The 16,535-nt window shown below is 48.7% G+C and carries 17 protein-coding genes; 16 read left to right on the forward strand and 1 reads right to left on the reverse strand.

Going from position 1 to position 16,535, the window contains the following annotated elements:
* The first annotated feature begins 13 nt into the window (after window positions 1–13).
* Entirely contained in the window at window positions 14–664 is a 651-nt protein-coding gene (gene ppaX / locus ACH32G_RS07680) for a pyrophosphatase PpaX (RefSeq protein ID WP_064778555.1), read from the forward strand.
* Between the two features lie 3 nt (window positions 665–667).
* The gene (locus ACH32G_RS07685) at window positions 668–1,186 is read left to right on the forward strand and encodes an acyltransferase (protein ID WP_016937809.1); all 519 of its coding nucleotides are present in this window, start codon (window positions 668–670) and stop codon (window positions 1,184–1,186) included.
* Window positions 1,187–1,202: 16 nt separating this feature from the next.
* On the opposite strand, the gene ACH32G_RS07690 is transcribed toward ACH32G_RS07685, so the two are convergent.
* Entirely contained in the window at window positions 1,203–1,928 is a 726-nt protein-coding gene (locus ACH32G_RS07690; protein ID WP_448814173.1) for a C39 family peptidase, read from the reverse strand.
* A 240-nt stretch (window positions 1,929–2,168) separates the two neighbouring features.
* Here ACH32G_RS07690 and ACH32G_RS07695 point away from each other — a divergent pair, with 240 nt between their 5' ends.
* From ACH32G_RS07695 to ACH32G_RS07760, 14 genes are all read left to right on the forward strand, one after another.
* Window positions 2,169–3,341 carry an ATP phosphoribosyltransferase regulatory subunit gene (locus tag ACH32G_RS07695; protein WP_064778558.1) on the forward strand — a complete coding sequence of 391 codons (1,173 nt, stop codon included), beginning with the start codon at window positions 2,169–2,171 and terminating at the stop codon, window positions 3,339–3,341.
* Window positions 3,334–3,975, forward strand: coding sequence for an ATP phosphoribosyltransferase (hisG, locus tag ACH32G_RS07700; RefSeq protein WP_045925879.1), 642 nt, complete (start codon window positions 3,334–3,336; stop codon window positions 3,973–3,975). The genes ACH32G_RS07695 and hisG overlap by 8 nt, the downstream gene beginning before the upstream one ends.
* Entirely contained in the window at window positions 3,972–5,255 is a 1,284-nt protein-coding gene (gene hisD, locus ACH32G_RS07705) for a histidinol dehydrogenase (protein ID WP_188154404.1), read from the forward strand. Before hisG ends, hisD begins: the two co-directional genes overlap by 4 nt.
* Window positions 5,252–5,836 carry an imidazoleglycerol-phosphate dehydratase HisB gene (hisB, locus tag ACH32G_RS07710; protein WP_016937814.1) on the forward strand — a complete coding sequence of 195 codons (585 nt, stop codon included), beginning with the start codon at window positions 5,252–5,254 and terminating at the stop codon, window positions 5,834–5,836. Before hisD ends, hisB begins: the two co-directional genes overlap by 4 nt.
* On the forward strand, window positions 5,837–6,475 hold the full coding sequence (gene hisH / locus ACH32G_RS07715) for an imidazole glycerol phosphate synthase subunit HisH (protein WP_045925881.1): 639 nt from the start codon (window positions 5,837–5,839) through the stop codon (window positions 6,473–6,475).
* Complete coding sequence (gene hisA, locus ACH32G_RS07720; RefSeq protein ID WP_188154405.1) at window positions 6,472–7,209, forward strand: 1-(5-phosphoribosyl)-5-[(5-phosphoribosylamino)methylideneamino]imidazole-4-carboxamide isomerase; 738 nt, start codon at window positions 6,472–6,474, stop codon at window positions 7,207–7,209. Before hisH ends, hisA begins: the two co-directional genes overlap by 4 nt.
* A complete protein-coding gene (hisF, locus tag ACH32G_RS07725; RefSeq protein ID WP_188154406.1) occupies window positions 7,206–7,964 on the forward strand; it encodes an imidazole glycerol phosphate synthase subunit HisF in 759 nt (252 codons plus the stop codon). Before hisA ends, hisF begins: the two co-directional genes overlap by 4 nt.
* Window positions 7,961–8,581, forward strand: a complete 621-nt coding sequence (gene hisIE / locus ACH32G_RS07730) for a bifunctional phosphoribosyl-AMP cyclohydrolase/phosphoribosyl-ATP diphosphatase HisIE (protein WP_099744374.1) — start codon at window positions 7,961–7,963, stop codon at window positions 8,579–8,581. The genes hisF and hisIE overlap by 4 nt, the downstream gene beginning before the upstream one ends.
* Before the next feature lie 213 nt (window positions 8,582–8,794).
* Window positions 8,795–10,564 carry an ABC transporter ATP-binding protein gene (locus ACH32G_RS07735; RefSeq protein ID WP_016937819.1) on the forward strand — a complete coding sequence of 590 codons (1,770 nt, stop codon included), beginning with the start codon at window positions 8,795–8,797 and terminating at the stop codon, window positions 10,562–10,564.
* An 88-nt stretch (window positions 10,565–10,652) separates the two neighbouring features.
* A complete protein-coding gene (locus ACH32G_RS07740; RefSeq protein ID WP_016937820.1) occupies window positions 10,653–11,258 on the forward strand; it encodes a hypothetical protein in 606 nt (201 codons plus the stop codon).
* A gap of 37 nt (window positions 11,259–11,295) precedes the next feature.
* Window positions 11,296–11,973, forward strand: coding sequence for a response regulator transcription factor (locus ACH32G_RS07745; RefSeq protein WP_016937821.1), 678 nt, complete (start codon window positions 11,296–11,298; stop codon window positions 11,971–11,973).
* A complete protein-coding gene (locus tag ACH32G_RS07750; protein ID WP_448814174.1) occupies window positions 11,970–13,031 on the forward strand; it encodes a sensor histidine kinase in 1,062 nt (353 codons plus the stop codon). Before ACH32G_RS07745 ends, ACH32G_RS07750 begins: the two co-directional genes overlap by 4 nt.
* A 115-nt stretch (window positions 13,032–13,146) precedes the next feature.
* Window positions 13,147–14,601 (forward strand): tetratricopeptide repeat protein, encoded by a 1,455-nt coding sequence (locus ACH32G_RS07755; RefSeq protein ID WP_095241272.1) that lies wholly within the window; start codon window positions 13,147–13,149, stop codon window positions 14,599–14,601.
* Window positions 14,602–14,998: 397 nt separating this feature from the next.
* A complete protein-coding gene (locus ACH32G_RS07760; RefSeq protein ID WP_049627469.1) occupies window positions 14,999–16,405 on the forward strand; it encodes a C40 family peptidase in 1,407 nt (468 codons plus the stop codon).
* Window positions 16,406–16,535: the final 130 nt, after the last annotated feature.

Raw genomic sequence — 16,535 nt, forward strand, 5'->3', positions numbered from 1 at the left:
GAAAGGACATAAGATGACTGATAAACGTTTAACCGCCATTTTATTCGATCTCGACGGCACGCTGATTGACACGAATGAACTGATTATCGCTTCTTATCTTCATACGCTTGATCATTATTGCCCGGGACAGTATAAACGGGAAGATGTGCTTCCGTTTATCGGCCCGCCTCTGTACGAAACATTTTCAGGCATTGATGCCGAAAAGTGCGATGACATGATCAGCATGTACAGGGCATTCAATCATGAGAAGCACGATGAGCTTGTCACGGAGTACGAAACGGTTTATGAAACGCTCGATGAATTGAAAAAAGCGGGCTATCAGCTCGGGATTGTCACCACAAAGCTGAGGGATACAGTCAATATGGGATTGAAGCTGACAGGCATCGGGGCGTTTTTCGATACTGTCGTCACGCTTGATGATGTAAAGCATCCGAAGCCTGATCCCGAACCTGTGCAGCTTGCGCTCAGCCGGCTTGGGTGCGATCCGTCGGAGGCCATGATGGTCGGTGACAATTATCACGATGTCATGGCGGGCAAAAACGCCGGCACGAAAACAGCCGGCGTCGCGTGGACGATTAAAGGCGCACAGACGCTTTCCGCCTATGAACCCGATTATATGCTTGAGAAAATGAGTGATTTATTGCACATTACCGGAGTGAAGTAATCCGTGAGAAAAACAGACCGCCATCCGGTTGCAGGTGCAAATTCATTGTGGCATGTATATCAGACTGTTCCCTTTCTGAAGGTGATAAAAAACTTCATCATCATCCAGATTGCAAGGTATACGCCGTTTCTAAGCGTGAAGAACTGGCTGTACCGAACCTTTTTGAAAATGAATGTCGGAAAACAAACCTCATTCGCGCTGATGGTGATGCCGGATATTATGTTTCCTGAAAAAATCACTGTCGGAGAAAACAGCATCATCGGCTACAATACGACGATTTTGGCTCATGAATATTTAATACATGAGTACCGGACCGGTGATGTCACAATCGGTGACGAGGTAATGATCGGGGCAAACACAACGATTCTGCCCGGCGTCACCATCGGGAGCGGAGCCGTTGTATCAGCCGGCACGCTGGTGCATAAAGATGTCCCGGCCGGGGCGTTTGTCGGAGGAAACCCGATGAAGCTGATCTATACGCACGAAGAAATGAAAAAACGAATGGAAAACCCCGCTGATTAACGTCAGCGGGGTTTTTTTATGACTTGATTACAATGGCCTGGCTGCCCATCTGCTTCCAGGCTTTTTCGAATTCAGTCCGGTCCGTTTTTCTGTTTTTATAACCGTAAGGGTCATTGACGTATACATAATCGTGATCATAACCGGTGATGGCTACGCTGTGCATGCTGAACGTGATGTCGACCTTTCCGTTCGGCGTATTCCAAGTCTGCATATGATCAACCGGTTTAAAGGAAGTGGTGATAATCACCCAGACCGGCCGTCCCTTTTCAAGCTGGCGGTACACAGCAGAAATGTCTTTTCCTGTCAGGTCGTATACTTTGTTTCCCGCATACTCTTTGGCCAGTTTAACAATCGGCTCATGATAAACGCCTAAACCCGGGCCGTTTTCCATGTCTCCGGCAAATCCTTCATTCGGATCTCCTTTCAGCCCGCTGCTGTATGTGAGCGGAACTTTATTGATTCGATCCGCCAATGTATTTTTTGATACATGATATCCGGCATTGTTCAAAATCATAGCAAGGCTTGTCACCTCACAGCCATTGTACAGTTTGGGTGAATCCATCTGTCTGTACAAAACGACATTCAGCGGTGACGCGCTCCCTTTTAACGGTGTTTTCTCATCAGGCTCGTCGGACTGCTGATTGAAAAAATTCAAATGAATATCGTTTGTATAGATGTTATATCCCAGATAGACAAGGACGGCTGTCAGAATCAGCACACATAATGTTCCAAGCGTCTTCATTATCAATTATTCTCCCTTGTTTCTGATGAAGCTATTCTATGTATTATAGCACTTCTGTTCAATATGATTAGATTGTTCTGTTATGTTTACAGATTTGTTCATGATTTAGTCATCAATATGGGAAAGAATAGGCGGACATTGGGCATTGCAATCCATTCTTTTATCTGCTAACATATTATCATATTAGCGAACTAAAGGATTCGGAATTTTCCTTCAGACAAAGCGGAGGTGCAAAAGGCAATGTTTATGTTTGAGAAACCGCATGGCATGAGAGATACGCTTCCCGGTTTATACGAAGCAAAGAAGAAAGTCCGTTCCACACTGACGGATTTAATTGATAAATGGGGTTATCAGTTTATGGAGACTCCGACCCTTGAATTTTATGAAACAGTGGGTGTCCAGTCAGCCATTGAAGAACAGCAGCTGTTTAAGCTTCTCGATCAGGATGGAAAAACGCTTGTGCTTCGGCCTGACATGACCGGACCGATTGCCCGGGTGGCGGCGTCTAAGCTGCACAAAAATAATCATCCGCTCAGAGCGGGATACGCGGCAAGCGTTTACCGCGCTCAAGAACGGGAAGGCGGACGTCCGGCCGAATTCGAACAGGTCGGCGCGGAGCTGATCGGCGACGGATCAACAAGTGCGGACGCTGAGGTGATTGCACTCGCGGCCGGCGCGTTGAAAAACGCGGGATTGCACCAATTTAAAATCGCGATCGGCCATGCAGGACTCGCAGATGAGCTGTTTGTCGAGGTGCTGGGCAATGCCGAGCGGGCGGATGTCCTGCGGCGCTTTCTCTTTGAAAAGAATTATGTGGGGTACAGAGAACATGTCAAATCGCTTCCGCTTTCTTCAATAGACAAAAGCCGGCTGCTCGGACTTTTGGAATTGCGCGGCGGAAAAGAGATCTGCGCCAAAGCGGAGGAGATCATCGGCATCTCCGGGCAAAGCGTGATTCAGGAGCTGGAAGACCTATGGGACATTCTTGAAGATTACGGGTGTGCCGAGCATATCCGCCTTGATCTGAACATGGTCAGCCATATGAGTTATTACACGGGAATTTTATTCGAAGTGTATGCGGCAAATGTCGGGTTTGTCATCGGAAGCGGTGGCCGCTATAACAATCTTCTCGGCCATTTCGGCAGCCCTGCTCCCGCCACGGGCTTCGGACTCCGTATCGACAGGCTGATTGAAGCGCTCGGCATCCAGGAAGAAACAAGCGAGGCGGACGCCGTTATTTTCAGCAAGGAGCAGCGGGCGCAGGCCATTTTATTCGCGGAGGAAGAAAGGGCAAGAGGCAGAAAGGTCGTCCTGCAGGATTTGGCGGGCATTGAAAATATCGATCATATGACAAAATCATTCACAAAAGTCACATACTTTATCGGTGCCAGAAAGGAAGAGCAAAATGGGTAAGGTACTCACAATGGCAATGCCAAAAGGGCGGATATTCGAAGAAGCGGCCGGATTGCTGCGGCAGGCCGGATACAGGCTGCCCGAGGAGTTTGAGGAATCAAGAAAGCTGATCATCGATGTTCCTGAAGAAAATCTCCGCTTTATTTTAGCGAAGCCGATGGACGTCACGACTTATGTCGAACATGGCGTCGCTGATGCCGGTATTGCCGGAAAGGATGTCATGCTTGAAGAAGAGCGTGACGTGTATGAGGTGCTCGATCTGAATATCAGCAAATGCCATCTCGCCGTTGCGGGGCTTCCGGGAGCGGATTGGAACGGTGTCGCCCCGAGGATTGCGACGAAATATCCGAATGTTGCGTCAAGTTATTTCAGAGAGCAGGGCGAGCAGGTGGAAATCATCAAGCTGAACGGCTCCATTGAGCTGGCGCCTTTAATCGGGCTTGCTGACAGAATCGTGGATATCGTATCAACAGGGCGGACATTAAAGGAAAACGGACTCGTTGAATCAGAACACATTTGTGACATCACATCGCGTTTTATCGTCAATCCAGTCAGCTACCGCATGAAGGATGACGTCATCGACGAAATGGCTGCCAGGCTGGCCAGGGTTGTGGAAGGAGAAACGGCAAAATGAAAATAACCGCAATAAAAAAAAGCGACCGGTTTTCACTGAAGCGTTCCATTGACAGCGGAACCGAAGAGCAGCGGAAAACCGTCAGGGCGATTATTGAAGACGTCAGAAAAAACGGCGACAAAGCCGTTTTGGCCTATACAAAAACATTTGACGGCATCAGCCTGGAACAGTTGGCGGTGAGCGCAGAAGAAATCGCAGAGGCGTACCGTCTGCTTGATGATCAGCTGCTGGAAGTGATCAAGCAGGCAATTGCCAATATTAAAGAATATCACGAGCGCCAGCTGCAATCCTCTTGGTTTTACCATCGTAAAGACGGCACGATGCTCGGGCAGAAAATAACGGCGCTTGATTCCGCGGGCGTATATGTGCCGGGCGGGACGGCCGCTTATCCGTCTTCCGTTTTAATGAATGTCATCCCCGCTCTCGCTGCGGGAGTGGGGCGGATCGTTCTCGTCAGTCCGCCGGGAAAAGACGGCAGCCTTTCGCCGGGCGTTCTGGCGGCAGCGTCTGAGCTCGGCATAAAGGAAATTTACAAAGCGGGAGGCGCGCAGGCGATTGCCGCGCTCGCTTACGGAACGGAAACGATACAGCCTGTTGATAAGATTACAGGTCCCGGCAATATTTTTGTGGCGCTGGCGAAGCGCGAAGTCTTCGGCGATGTGGATATTGACATGATAGCCGGGCCAAGTGAAATCGCAGTCCTGGCAGACGATACGGCGGTGCCCGAAGAAGTTGCCGCTGACCTGCTTTCTCAGGCCGAACACGATATGCTCAGCTCATGCGTGCTTGTCACCGACTCACGGAAGCTTGCAGAAGCGGTATCAGGTGAAGTGGATAAACAGCTTCAGACGCTGCCGCGTAAAGAAATCGCCGAAGCATCGATCAAAGATCACGGCCATATTTACATCGCGGAAACGATGGAGGATGCGGTGGATACGGTGAATGCGCTGGCGCCTGAGCATTTAGAAATCATGACGCATTCGCCGGAGGCTTTGCTTGGAAGCATCAGGCACGCGGGAGCGATTTTCTTAGGGCGATACAGCGCTGAACCGGTCGGCGATTATTTTGCGGGACCGAATCACGTTCTGCCGACAAACGGGACGGCGCGGTTTTCAAGCCCGCTGAATGTCACGGATTTTCAAAAGAAATCGAGCATCATCTCATACAGCCGGAAGGCATTTGAAACCCACGCGGACAGCATTGCCGCCTTTGCGAGACTGGAAGGGCTTGAAGCGCACGCAAGATCGATTGAAGCGAGAAACGGAGGAAATGACCGATGAGAAAAGCGGAACGCGCCAGAAAAACAAATGAGACGGATATTAAGCTGGCTTTCGGTATTGACGGAGAAGGAAAAGCCGATATCAGCACGGATGTGCCGTTTATGACTCATATGCTTGATTTGTTTACAAAGCACGGACAATTTGATTTAACCGTTGACGCAAAAGGCGATACGGAGATAGATGATCACCACACGACTGAAGATATCGGCATCTGCTTAGGGCAGGCTTTTTTGGAGGCGCTCGGTGATAAAAAAGGAATCAAACGGTACGGATCAGCGCTTGTGCCGATGGACGAAGCGCTCGCCCAAGTCGCCGTAGACCTGAGCAACCGGCCGCACCTTGAGATGCGCGCTGCATTTCCGCAAGCGAAAGTCGGAACGTTTGATACCGAGCTGGTACATGAATTCTTATGGAAACTGGCGCTCGAAGCGAGAATGAATCTGCACGTCATCGTTCATTACGGCACAAATACGCATCATATGATAGAAGCCGTGTTTAAGGCGCTTGGCAGAGCGCTGGACGAAGCGTCATCCATTGACCCGCGCGTCAAGGGTGTGCCGTCTACGAAAGGGATGCTGTAAATGATCGGTGTAATTGATTACGGAATGGGCAATTTATTCAGCGTGTCGAAGGCGCTGGAACGCGTCGGCGTCCCGTATGTCGTTTCAGACCGGCCGGAAGAGCTCGAAAAAGCGGATGCTTTTATTCTTCCCGGTGTCGGATCATTCAGTGACGCCATGGACAATTTACGCAGCACGAAGCTTGATCAATTCATACACCGTATGGTTGACGAAGGGAAGCTGCTTCTTGGCATCTGCCTCGGCATGCAGCTCATTTTCGAAGAAAGCAGCGAAAACGGCTCTGCAAAAGGACTTGGTTTATTAGCCGGAAAAGCAGTGAGACTCAAAGACAGGGATGCCGAAGGAAATAAGCTGAAGGTGCCGCATATGGGCTGGAACCGGCTGGCGGTTCACCAAACATCTCCTTTGCTTTCGGAAGCGGGAGAAGGCTTTGTTTATTTTGTCCATTCCTATTATATAGACGGGATGGAAGAAGGCGATCTTCTGGCAAGCGCTGAGTACGGCGTTCGTGTTCCTGCGGTCGTCGGGAAACGCAATGTCTTCGGAGCGCAGTTTCACCCAGAAAAAAGCGGCACGGCCGGAATGGCGATCTTAACGCAATTTACAAAAATGGCAGCGGAACAGAAGGTGAAGAAATGAATGCTTTTACATTATATCCGGCAATCGATATGAGAAACGGCAAATGCGTCCGCCTCATTCAAGGTGATTACGGCAAGGAAACGATCTACGGAGACTCACCTTTAGACATGGCGGCCCAATTTGCAAACGAAGGTGCCGAATGGATTCATCTCGTGGATCTTGACGGCGCGAAAGAGGGAAGGAAAGTAAACGACAGGCATGTTCTGGACATCGTCCGGCAGCTTGATGTCAAGGTTGAGATCGGCGGCGGAATCCGTTCTGAAGCGGATGTATACGGCTACTTATCACAAGGCGCTGATCGCGTCATTCTCGGCAGCTCGGCCGTTTCCGATCCGGCGTTTGTGAAAAGCATGCTGAAACAATACGGCGGGAAAATCGCCATCGGTCTCGATGCGAGAAACGGGTATGTCTCGACGGAAGGGTGGCTGGAAACATCTTCGGTAAAAGCGTCCGATTTGGGCCGTGAATTGGCGGAGGAAGGAGCGGAAATCTTCATTTTCACGGATATTGCGACTGACGGCATGCTGTCAGGCCCGAACATCGAAAGCACCGTTCAGCTTGCAAAAGCAACGGGGAAAAACGTCATCGCCTCAGGCGGTGTCAGCTCAGTCGCCGACCTCAAAGCGCTGGCCCGCTTCAAAGACGCCGGCGTATCGGGAGCGATTATCGGAAAAGCGCTGTATACAAAACAATTTTCATTGGCTGAAGCACTCAGCGGGGTGAAGGACGCATGATCACGAAACGAATCATTCCGTGTCTCGATGTGAAAGAAGGACGCGTCGTCAAGGGTATTCAATTTCTCGGGCTGAAGGATGCGGGCGATCCTGTCGAGCTGGCCGAAGCCTATGACAGGGAGGGCGCTGACGAGCTTGTTTTTCTCGACATTTCCGCCTCTCATGAAGGCCGGAAGACGATGGCTGACGTCGTGGAGCAGGTTGCGGCAAAACTGGCGATTCCGTTTACGGTCGGCGGCGGAATCAATCAATTAAGCGATATGAAAAGAATGCTTCGCGCGGGCGCTGATAAAGTATCCGTTAATACAGCGGCCGTCCTCCGTCCCGAGCTGATTACGGAAGGAGCTGAGTTTTTCGGCTCGCAATGCATCGTAGCGGCGATTGACGCAAAGTATGACGAAGATTCGGATTGCTATAAAGTGTACACACACGGCGGCAGAAAGAAAACCGAGTGGGAAGTCACGGCTTGGGCAAAAGAAGCCGTCAAACGGGGAGCGGGTGAAATCCTGCTGACAAGCATGGACGCTGACGGTGAGAAAACAGGCTTTAACCATATGCTTACAAAACTTGTCTCACGTGCCGTCCCGGTGCCCGTCATTGCGTCAGGGGGAGCCGGCAGCGCGCGCCATATGCTTGAAGCCTTCACGATCGGTGAAGCGGACGCCGCGCTTGCAGCTTCCATTTTCCATTACAAAGAGACATCTATAAAAGAAGTGAAAGATTATATGAAGAAACACGGGGTGAATGTGAGATGAAACGGGCAGATGAACTGCGGTTTGACGAGGCCGGGCTGATTCCCGCCATCGTACAGGATGCGGCAAGCAAAGAAGTACTGACACTGGCTTATATGAATCGTGAATCCTACGAAAAAACGATAGAAACGAAAGAAACCTGGTTTTACAGCCGTTCACGCGGGGAGCTGTGGCATAAAGGAGCGACGTCGGGGAATACCCAAAAGGTGAAAGCCATCCGCTATGATTGCGATCAAGATGCCCTCCTTGTGCTTGCGGAGCCTTCAGGACCCGCATGCCATAAGGGAAGCTACAGCTGCTTTTCTCCGGAAAAAGCGGACGCGCAGGATCGTTTCGGCATCTTAAACGAACTGGAAAGCGTAATCGCCAAACGGCAGGCGGAGATGCCTGAGGGGGCCTACACAACGTATCTGTTTCGGGAAGGCGTCGATAAAATTCTCAAAAAAGTCGGCGAAGAAGCCGCAGAGGTGATCATCGCCGCGAAAAACCGCGATCATGAAGAATTAAAATGGGAAGCGGCAGATTTGCTGTATCATTTGCTCGTTCTTCTGCGTGAACAGTCGCTTCCTTTGGACGACGTGCTTGACGTTCTTGCGAAACGCCATTCAGCATCTGAGTAAAACAAACCTCACGGAGAGCTCCGTGAGGTTTTTAAATATGCCCGAACTTAAACATTCAATAAAATATTCCTTATTTCTGCAACCGGAGGCAGATGAATTTGATAATATTGACTAATAGAGTTTATTTTGGTTTTTATCAAAAATATACGTTTTGTTCATATTCCGTTCATGCACATCCGTTATAGTATAAACAGTGATATAGGAGGAAAACATATGCCGAATAAACAACCAAAACCTAAAGGGAAATTCAGCTCATTCTTTTCATTAGTCAAAAAAACAAAACCATCCTACGGAATGCTGGCCTTCGCGCTGTCTCTCAGTATTGTGACAACGCTCGTCAGCCTGCTGATTCCGCTGTTGACAAAGCAGCTCGTCGACGGCTTTTCCATGTCGTCGCTGTCAGGCGTGCAGATCGGAATCATCGCAGCCGTGTTTATCGTACAGGCTGCATTAAGCGCCTACGCCACCTACGCCCTGAACTACAGCGGCCAGAAAATCATCTCGGGACTGCGTGATTTGTTGTGGCAGAAGTTAATTAAACTGCCTGTCTCTTATTTTGACAAAAACGCCACGGGAGAAACGATCAGCCGTGTCACCAATGACACGATGGTGGTAAAAGAGCTGATCACCAACAATATCAGCGGATTTATTACCGGAATCATTTCCGTTATCGGGTCACTGACGATCTTATTTTTCATGAACTGGAAGCTCACATTGCTCGTGCTGATCGTCGTGCCGCTGGCTGCGGTTATTTTAGTGCCGATCGGCCGGAAAATGTTTAAAATTTCTCGGGAGACACAGGATGAGACGGCGAGATTCACCGGATTATTAAACCACATCCTTCCGGAAATCAGACTTGTGAAAGCCTCAAACGCTGAAGAAGCGGAATACGGCCGCGGAAAAGCCGGCATCATGGCGCTCTTTAAACTCGGTCTGCGTGAAGCGAAGGTGCAGTCGCTCGTAGGCCCGCTCATTACACTTGTATTAATGGCGGCGCTGGTCGCTGTCATCGGGTACGGCGGAATGCAGGTGTCATCCGGTGAACTGACAGCCGGCGCGCTCGTTGCCTTTATTCTGTATTTGTTTCAGATCATTATGCCGATGGGCCAGATCACTTCATTTTTTACACAGCTTCAAAAATCCGTCGGCGCAACGGAACGGATGATTCACATTCTTGCAGAAAAAGAAGAAGATATCCAAACCGGAAAAATCATTGAAAACGCAGATCAGCCGATTAAGCTTGAACAAGTCTCATTCGGCTACAAAAAAGATCAAACCATCTTAAAAGACATTACGGCAACGATTGATGCCGGCAAAGTCACCGCGATTGTCGGACCGAGCGGCGGCGGGAAAACAACGTTATTTAAGCTACTGGAACGATTCTACAATCCGACGGCCGGCAGCATCTTGCTCGGAAACGAACCGATTGATGCGTATTCTCTTGAATCATGGCGGGAGCATATCGGCTACGTGTCGCAAGAAAGCCCGTTAATGTCAGGCACCATCCGCGATAATATCTGCTATGGATTAAAACGCGAGGTGACTGATGAGGAACTGAGACAAGCGGCTGACATGGCCTACGCCCTGCAATTTATTGAAGACTTACCGAAGAAATTTGAAACCGAGGTCGGTGAACGGGGGATTATGCTTTCAGGCGGACAGCGCCAGCGCATTGCCATTGCCAGAGCACTTCTCCGCAATCCGAGTATTCTGATGCTTGATGAAGCGACATCCAGTCTGGACAGCCAATCTGAAAAATGGGTGCAGCAGGCGCTCGAAGTCTTAATGGAAGGGCGCACCACCATTGTGATTGCCCACCGTTTATCCACGGTTGTGGATGCAGATCAGCTTCTCTTTGTTGAACAGGGGGAAATCACCGGACGGGGCACACACCATGAATTAATGGCATCCCATGCGCTGTACCGCGATTTTGCGGAACAGCAGCTGAAGCTGAATGCCGATTTAGAAAACAAAGCTGTGTAAAGCAAGACTTTAGGAATAGAAAGCAGCTGAAAAAGCTGCTTTTTATTTTGCAGCCGGAATCCTATTCATTGGAAGCGGGGGTTAAATCATGAAAAAACGCACAACGATTTTTTATTGTCACGCTGCCGTGCTGCTCGTATTCATGACTGCCGGGTGTACGGGCGGTAACGACGAAGAGCCGGCCCATTCTTCAAGTCCGGCCGGGGGAAGCAGCATAAACAAGACTGAAACAGCATCACCGGCAGAAAAAAACGAAGCTGTAAACAAAGATTCACATCACATCTCTGCGGACAAAAGCGAACCAGACAGCATCGCGGCAGATTATTCTCCTCTGCAAATTGAATATGCCCGCGTCTGGCTGCAGCTTGGGGAAAATCAGCTGATAGATGAATTGAACGTTCGCCGCATTCCGGCCGGAGCACTCGTCAATCCTGACGATCGTACGAGCGCCCGCTATCCGGAAGATGTTACTCAGTTAGCCGGTTCCCGTTTAGTTGATGGGGCGGTCACTTACAGCAGCAACGGCGACGGCACCATTCAGGTATACAATGTTCCTTTGCGCTGGGAGTCTTCTGAAAAAGGCGTAATGAAAGAAGTGACGGAGGAGATGATCCGCCATACAAAAAAAGTGTATGTCGATACAGGAGATAATGAAAAGATCAGACGGCTTATAAAAATCATGTCGATTCATTAAAAGATGATGAGTGAAAAAATCAGAAGGAGGGATTTTTATGGCTGTCATATTGGTTGCGGATGATGACCGCCATATCCGTGAGCTTGTCCGCCTTATGATGGAGCAGAGCGGCTTTGACGTCGCAGAAGCTGAAGACGGAGAAGCGGCGGTGCGGCTGATAGAATCAACACCTGTTGATCTTGTCATACTGGATGTGATGATGCCGAAAATGGACGGGTTTGAAGTCAGTGAAGCCGTCCGCAGCTTTACGGATATTCCGATTTTGATGCTGACGGCAAAAGGCGAAACACTGGACAAAGTGCAAGGTTTTACTTCCGGAGCGGACGATTATCTCGTCAAACCGTTTGAGCCGCTTGAGCTTGAAGCGAGGGTCAAAGCATTGCTGAAACGGTACCGGATCACCGCTGAAAAACTGCTGACCGTCGGAACGGTCACATTAGATAAGCAATCCCGCACCGTAACGCGCGGCGGCGGAGCGGGAATGACGCTGCCCCGGCGCGAATTTGAGCTTTTATTCAAGCTCGCCAGTTACCCGAATAAGACGTTTTCTAGAGAACATTTAATAGAAGATATTTGGGGCTTTGATTATGAAGGTGATGAGCGGACGGTTGACGTGCATATTAAAAGGCTGAGAGAACGGTTTCCGGAAAAAGACTATCCTTTTGCCATTCATACGGTGCGGGGGCTCGGCTATCGGTTTGTGGTGACAGGGTGAAACGGATCTTCAGAACGGCTGGAAGAATCATCATCCTTCTCACCGTCACCGCATTCTTATGGCTCGCGGCCCACCTGATCGTTCAGGGATTCGGTCTCATATGGCCGATTTTGCTTGTGCCCTACGTCCAGCAGATTCTCACGCTTTGGCTTGTTTTCGGCCTGCTGTTTGTCACGATGTTTATTTTTTCAAAGTCAGCACGTGAAAGACATCATGCGATCTGGGATTCGCTGACCGCCACGATCAAGCAAATGTCGAGCGGCAACTTCACCGCAGCCGCCTCCAGGAAAATGGAGAAGGTTGAACGGGACCACCCCGTGACAAAATTGGCTGATGAACTGTCGACACTTGCCGCGGAACTGAGCGAAATGGAAAAACTGAAACAAGAATTTATTTCGAATGTTTCCCATGAAATCCAAACCCCGCTTACTTCATTAAAGGGGTACGCGCACCTCCTGAAAAAACCGGATTTATCATATGAGGAGCGGGGGCGCTACTTACACATCATCGAGACAGAAACAGAACGCTTATCCAAAATCAGTGAAAATCTGCTGAAGCTCACTGCACTCGAACGCCAAACCGAACCGATTCAAAAAAAACCGTTTCGCATTGACAAACAGCTGCGGCGTACTATATTGACCTGTGAGCCTGAGTGGTCCGCCAAACAGATTGAATTTCTCATCGATTTACAGGAGTCGTATGTGTACGGAGATGAGGCGCTGCTCAGCCAAGTATGGATGAATCTGATTCACAATGCCGTGAAGTTTACCGGTGAGGGAGGCCGTATATCCGTTAAAATTGTTGATTTGCCGGAGTCGGCGGCTGTCGAAATCGCCGACAACGGAATCGGAATGGAGCCTGAGCAGGCGGAGCGCGTATTTGAACGGTTTTATAAAGCGGATAAGGCGAGAAACGCAGGGGGCAGCGGCCTCGGCCTGTCCATCGCCAAAAAAATCGCCGAGCTGCACGGCGGTGCGATAGAGGTAGAAAGCAAGCGCGGCGAAGGAACCCTTTTCCGCGTCACCCTTCCTGCCGATCCGCATGAAAAAAACAGCTAAAATCTGGTCGAACCAGCCAGTAAAAAACGAAGCTGATTCTGTCTTTTGAACTATTGAGGCGAAACCGTTTTATGGTATACTACTGACGGTAATACGTATAAAACGGAGGATATTTGTGGGAAAACACACTTCTGAACATAAAAAGCACGCACAAATTGTCCAGCTGCTTCAGGATGGACAATATTTTTTTCATAAAGGCTTAAAAGCATATAAAGAGCGGAATTTAAAACGGGCCAGCAAACTGATTCAGAGGGCCGTTCACCTCGAGCCGAATGATTCCGAAATGCTGTCCCGGCTGGCCGTCATTTATTCTGAAATGGGCCACTACCAGCAGTCAAATGAGCTGTTCGACTTTATTATGGTGAACCTGAAAGAAGAAATGCCCGAGTGTCATTACTTTAAAGCGAACAATTTCGCGCATTTGGGGCTCTTTCAGGAAGCATACAAAGAAGCCGCGGCTTATTCAGATGCCGAACCGGACGGAGAATTCAGCGAAGAGATAGAAAATCTGATGGAGCTTTTGGATTTCGGTGAAGCGGGTGAAAACGAATCGCTCTATGACCAGGATGAATTGCTGATCAGGCAGGACCGGGCAAAAACGCTTCTTGAGAGCGGCCAGCTTCATGAAGCGGTTGTCATGCTTGAAGAGATTACAGCCGATTATCCCGAGCTTTGGTCCGCGTACAACAACCTTGCGCTCGCTTACTTTTACTCAGGCAATGTCACAAAAGCGAAACAGACGGTATTCGAAGTGCTTGAGAAAAATGAAGGCAATCTCCATGCCTTGTGCAACTACCTGGTATTCTGCTATTACGAGAGAGAAGATGAAAAAGTCGGGGAATTGAGCGAAAGGCTCTCCAATGTGTATCCGATTTTATTCGAACAGCGCTACAAGCTGGGGGCGACGCTGGCGCTTGTCGGCAGACATGATCTCGGCTATAAATGGCTCCGGTCTCTCTACAAAAGCGGGTTTGAAGGCGACGACACGTTTTATTACTGGCTGGCCGCCTCAGCCTACGGGACAGGCCGCACAGAATTTGCCGAAACCATTTGGAGAAAGGCCGAAACCGAATTTCCCGAATCAGACCGGTCCGCGCCTTGGGCAGAACGGCAGGAACCTCTGCCTGCTGCACTTGAACAGCGGCTCGCCGCCTATTATATCAGCAGCGCTGAAGGAGAGCGAAACCAGCTTGAAAAAGTTCTGACGGCAAAACGCGCTGCTTCACCGTTTGAACAAGACTTCGTCAGACTGCTGCTTTCCGGTGAAGAAGGCGCTTCAGGCGTTTCTCATGATGCTTTGTTTACGTATCGGACGGTCAAGCTGCTGGAGAAAGCGGATGCCGGCAGTTTAAAGACTGACGTCATGAGCTGCTGGGTTTTTCACGTCATTCAGCACATCCGCGCCGCCGCTGCCGTACAGAATGAGCGGGCATGGGCCGCAGCCATCGCATACGTATGGAAAGAAGCGAACGGCGAAAAAACGACAAAAAAAGATACGGCCGCCGTTTACGGTGTATCTCCGGCAACACTGTCAAAATACATCAGACAAATAGATGATATATTAGAATAAAACCGATTCTTTCTATATAAAGAGTCGGTTCTTTTTTTATCAGAAAGGGGCAAAACAGAACTTTACTGCCGGAAAAAGAGATTTTTATACGTCTTTTTTTTGCTTTTTGAACCGAAATCAGGCCGCCAGCACCGTTTATTTTGCAAAATATGAGATTTGCAATCACATTGAAATATAACTGTAATAAAAATTGTCGAAACATGATGGTATAATGATTCTCGTACATAAGAGATTAGTTTATTTTACATGTGCTGTATAATCTATACCAATTTAAAAGATTAAAAGATTCATACATAAAAATCATCAGCCTCACGGGTATGTGAGGAAGCGTAACTTTGATGTTCATAATAGAATTCCAAATGAGAACAGGTTTAAAGTAAAAGGGAGGAAAGAAAAAGTGAAAAAGAGTTTATTAACACTTGGTTTGGCTTCCGTCATCGGGACAAGCAGTTTTTTGATCCCATTTACAAAAACTGCATCGGCGGAAACATTAGACAGCAAAAAAGCAAAAATCGAAAGCAAGCAATCTGAGGTGGCTTCAAGCCTTGATGCAAAAGAAAAGGAATTGTCTAAACTTCAGGACAAGCAGGCTAAGATTGAAAAAGAACTGAAAGACATTAACGCAAAAGCGTTGGATACAAGTAATAAAATTGAAGATAAAAAAGCTGAAAATGAAAAAACGAAAAAGCGCATCGCTGATTTGAAAAAAGAAATCAAAGAAACAGAAGCGCGTATTGAAAAACGCAATGAAATCCTGAAAAAACGCGTTCGTTCTTTACAGGAAAACGGCGGTTCTCAAGGATACATAGATGTTCTTTTAGGGGCGACAAGCTTCGGGGACTTCATTTCACGTGCGACTGCGGTATCTTCTATCGTTGATGCGGATAAAGACCTGATCAAACAGCAGGAGCAGGATAAAGCGAAACTCGAAGATGCGGAAGCTGAGCTTAACGTGAAGCTGAAAAAAGTCCAGGACGACCTTGCGAAGCTAGAGTCTATGCAAAAAGACCTGAACAAACAGCTTGATCAGAAAGACAAGCTTTTCGACGAAGCGAAAAACGGTCAGAAAAAAGCGGCTGCCGCTATCTCTGATCTGAAAAAAGAAGCGTCACAGCTTGCAAACGCAAAAGCTGACACTGAAAAAGAACAGAAGCGCATTAAAGCTGAGCAGGCTGCAGCGGCTGCCCTGATCAAAAAGCAGGAAGAAGCGCAAAAAGCCTCTGAAGACCAAAACCAAACAGATGACAGCCAGCCGGCAGCGGTTAAAACTGTGAAAAAAGCGGCTGTTTCAACATCATCTGATTCATCTGACAGCTCAAGCAAATCGGGCACTTCAGGCGGCTCATCTCATAACAGCGGCGGTTCAGATGATTCTGACGGCGGATCTGTTATCTCAAATTCAGGCGGTATTGAAGGCGCGATCAGCGTAGGATCAAGCCTTGTGGGTCAATCTCCGTACAAGTTCGGCGGCGGACGCACACAATCTGATATTAACAACCGTATCTTTGACTGCTCTTCATTTGTACGCTGGGCTTATGCTAACGCAGGCGTTAACCTCGGACCTGTAAGCGGCACAAGCACAGATACGCTAATCGGAAGAGGTAAAGCAGTCAGCGCGTCTGACATGAAACGCGGAGACTTAGTATTCTTCGATACGTATAAAACAAACGGCCACGTCGGCATCTACTTAGGTAACGGGACATTCCTGAACGATAATACATCTCATGGTGTATCCATCGATTCTATGAGCAACCCTTACTGGAAAAAAGTATTCAACGGCAATGTAAGACGTGTCGTGCAATAATGAATAAGACAAGGGCCTTCCATCCCGGAAGGCTCTTTCTTTATTTGTATACCCGCTCAGGAGATGCCTAATCACGTTTTCTCAGAAAAATGAGCAAAAAAATAGCGAATCGCCCTCAGATTTTATAGGA

The sequence above is a fragment of the Bacillus sp. CIS52 genome, assembly GCF_053545315.1.

Excerpts from the sequence above, each read along its gene's own strand:
- ppaX (WP_064778555.1), top strand. The coding sequence starts at position 14 with ATGACTGATAAACGTTTAACCGCCATTTTATTCGATCTCGACGGCACG.
- ACH32G_RS07690 (WP_448814173.1), bottom strand. The coding sequence starts at position 1,928 with ATGAAGACGCTTGGAACATTATGTGTGCTGATTCTGACAGCCGTCCTT.
- ACH32G_RS07695 (WP_064778558.1), top strand. The coding sequence starts at position 2,169 with ATGTTTATGTTTGAGAAACCGCATGGCATGAGAGATACGCTTCCCGGT.
- hisG (WP_045925879.1), top strand. The coding sequence starts at position 3,334 with ATGGGTAAGGTACTCACAATGGCAATGCCAAAAGGGCGGATATTCGAA.
- hisD (WP_188154404.1), top strand. The coding sequence starts at position 3,972 with ATGAAAATAACCGCAATAAAAAAAAGCGACCGGTTTTCACTGAAGCGT.
- hisB (WP_016937814.1), top strand. The coding sequence starts at position 5,252 with ATGAGAAAAGCGGAACGCGCCAGAAAAACAAATGAGACGGATATTAAG.
- hisH (WP_045925881.1), top strand. The coding sequence starts at position 5,837 with ATGATCGGTGTAATTGATTACGGAATGGGCAATTTATTCAGCGTGTCG.
- hisA (WP_188154405.1), top strand. The coding sequence starts at position 6,472 with ATGAATGCTTTTACATTATATCCGGCAATCGATATGAGAAACGGCAAA.
- hisF (WP_188154406.1), top strand. The coding sequence starts at position 7,206 with ATGATCACGAAACGAATCATTCCGTGTCTCGATGTGAAAGAAGGACGC.
- hisIE (WP_099744374.1), top strand. The coding sequence starts at position 7,961 with ATGAAACGGGCAGATGAACTGCGGTTTGACGAGGCCGGGCTGATTCCC.
- ACH32G_RS07735 (WP_016937819.1), top strand. The coding sequence starts at position 8,795 with ATGCCGAATAAACAACCAAAACCTAAAGGGAAATTCAGCTCATTCTTT.
- ACH32G_RS07740 (WP_016937820.1), top strand. The coding sequence starts at position 10,653 with ATGAAAAAACGCACAACGATTTTTTATTGTCACGCTGCCGTGCTGCTC.
- ACH32G_RS07745 (WP_016937821.1), top strand. The coding sequence starts at position 11,296 with ATGGCTGTCATATTGGTTGCGGATGATGACCGCCATATCCGTGAGCTT.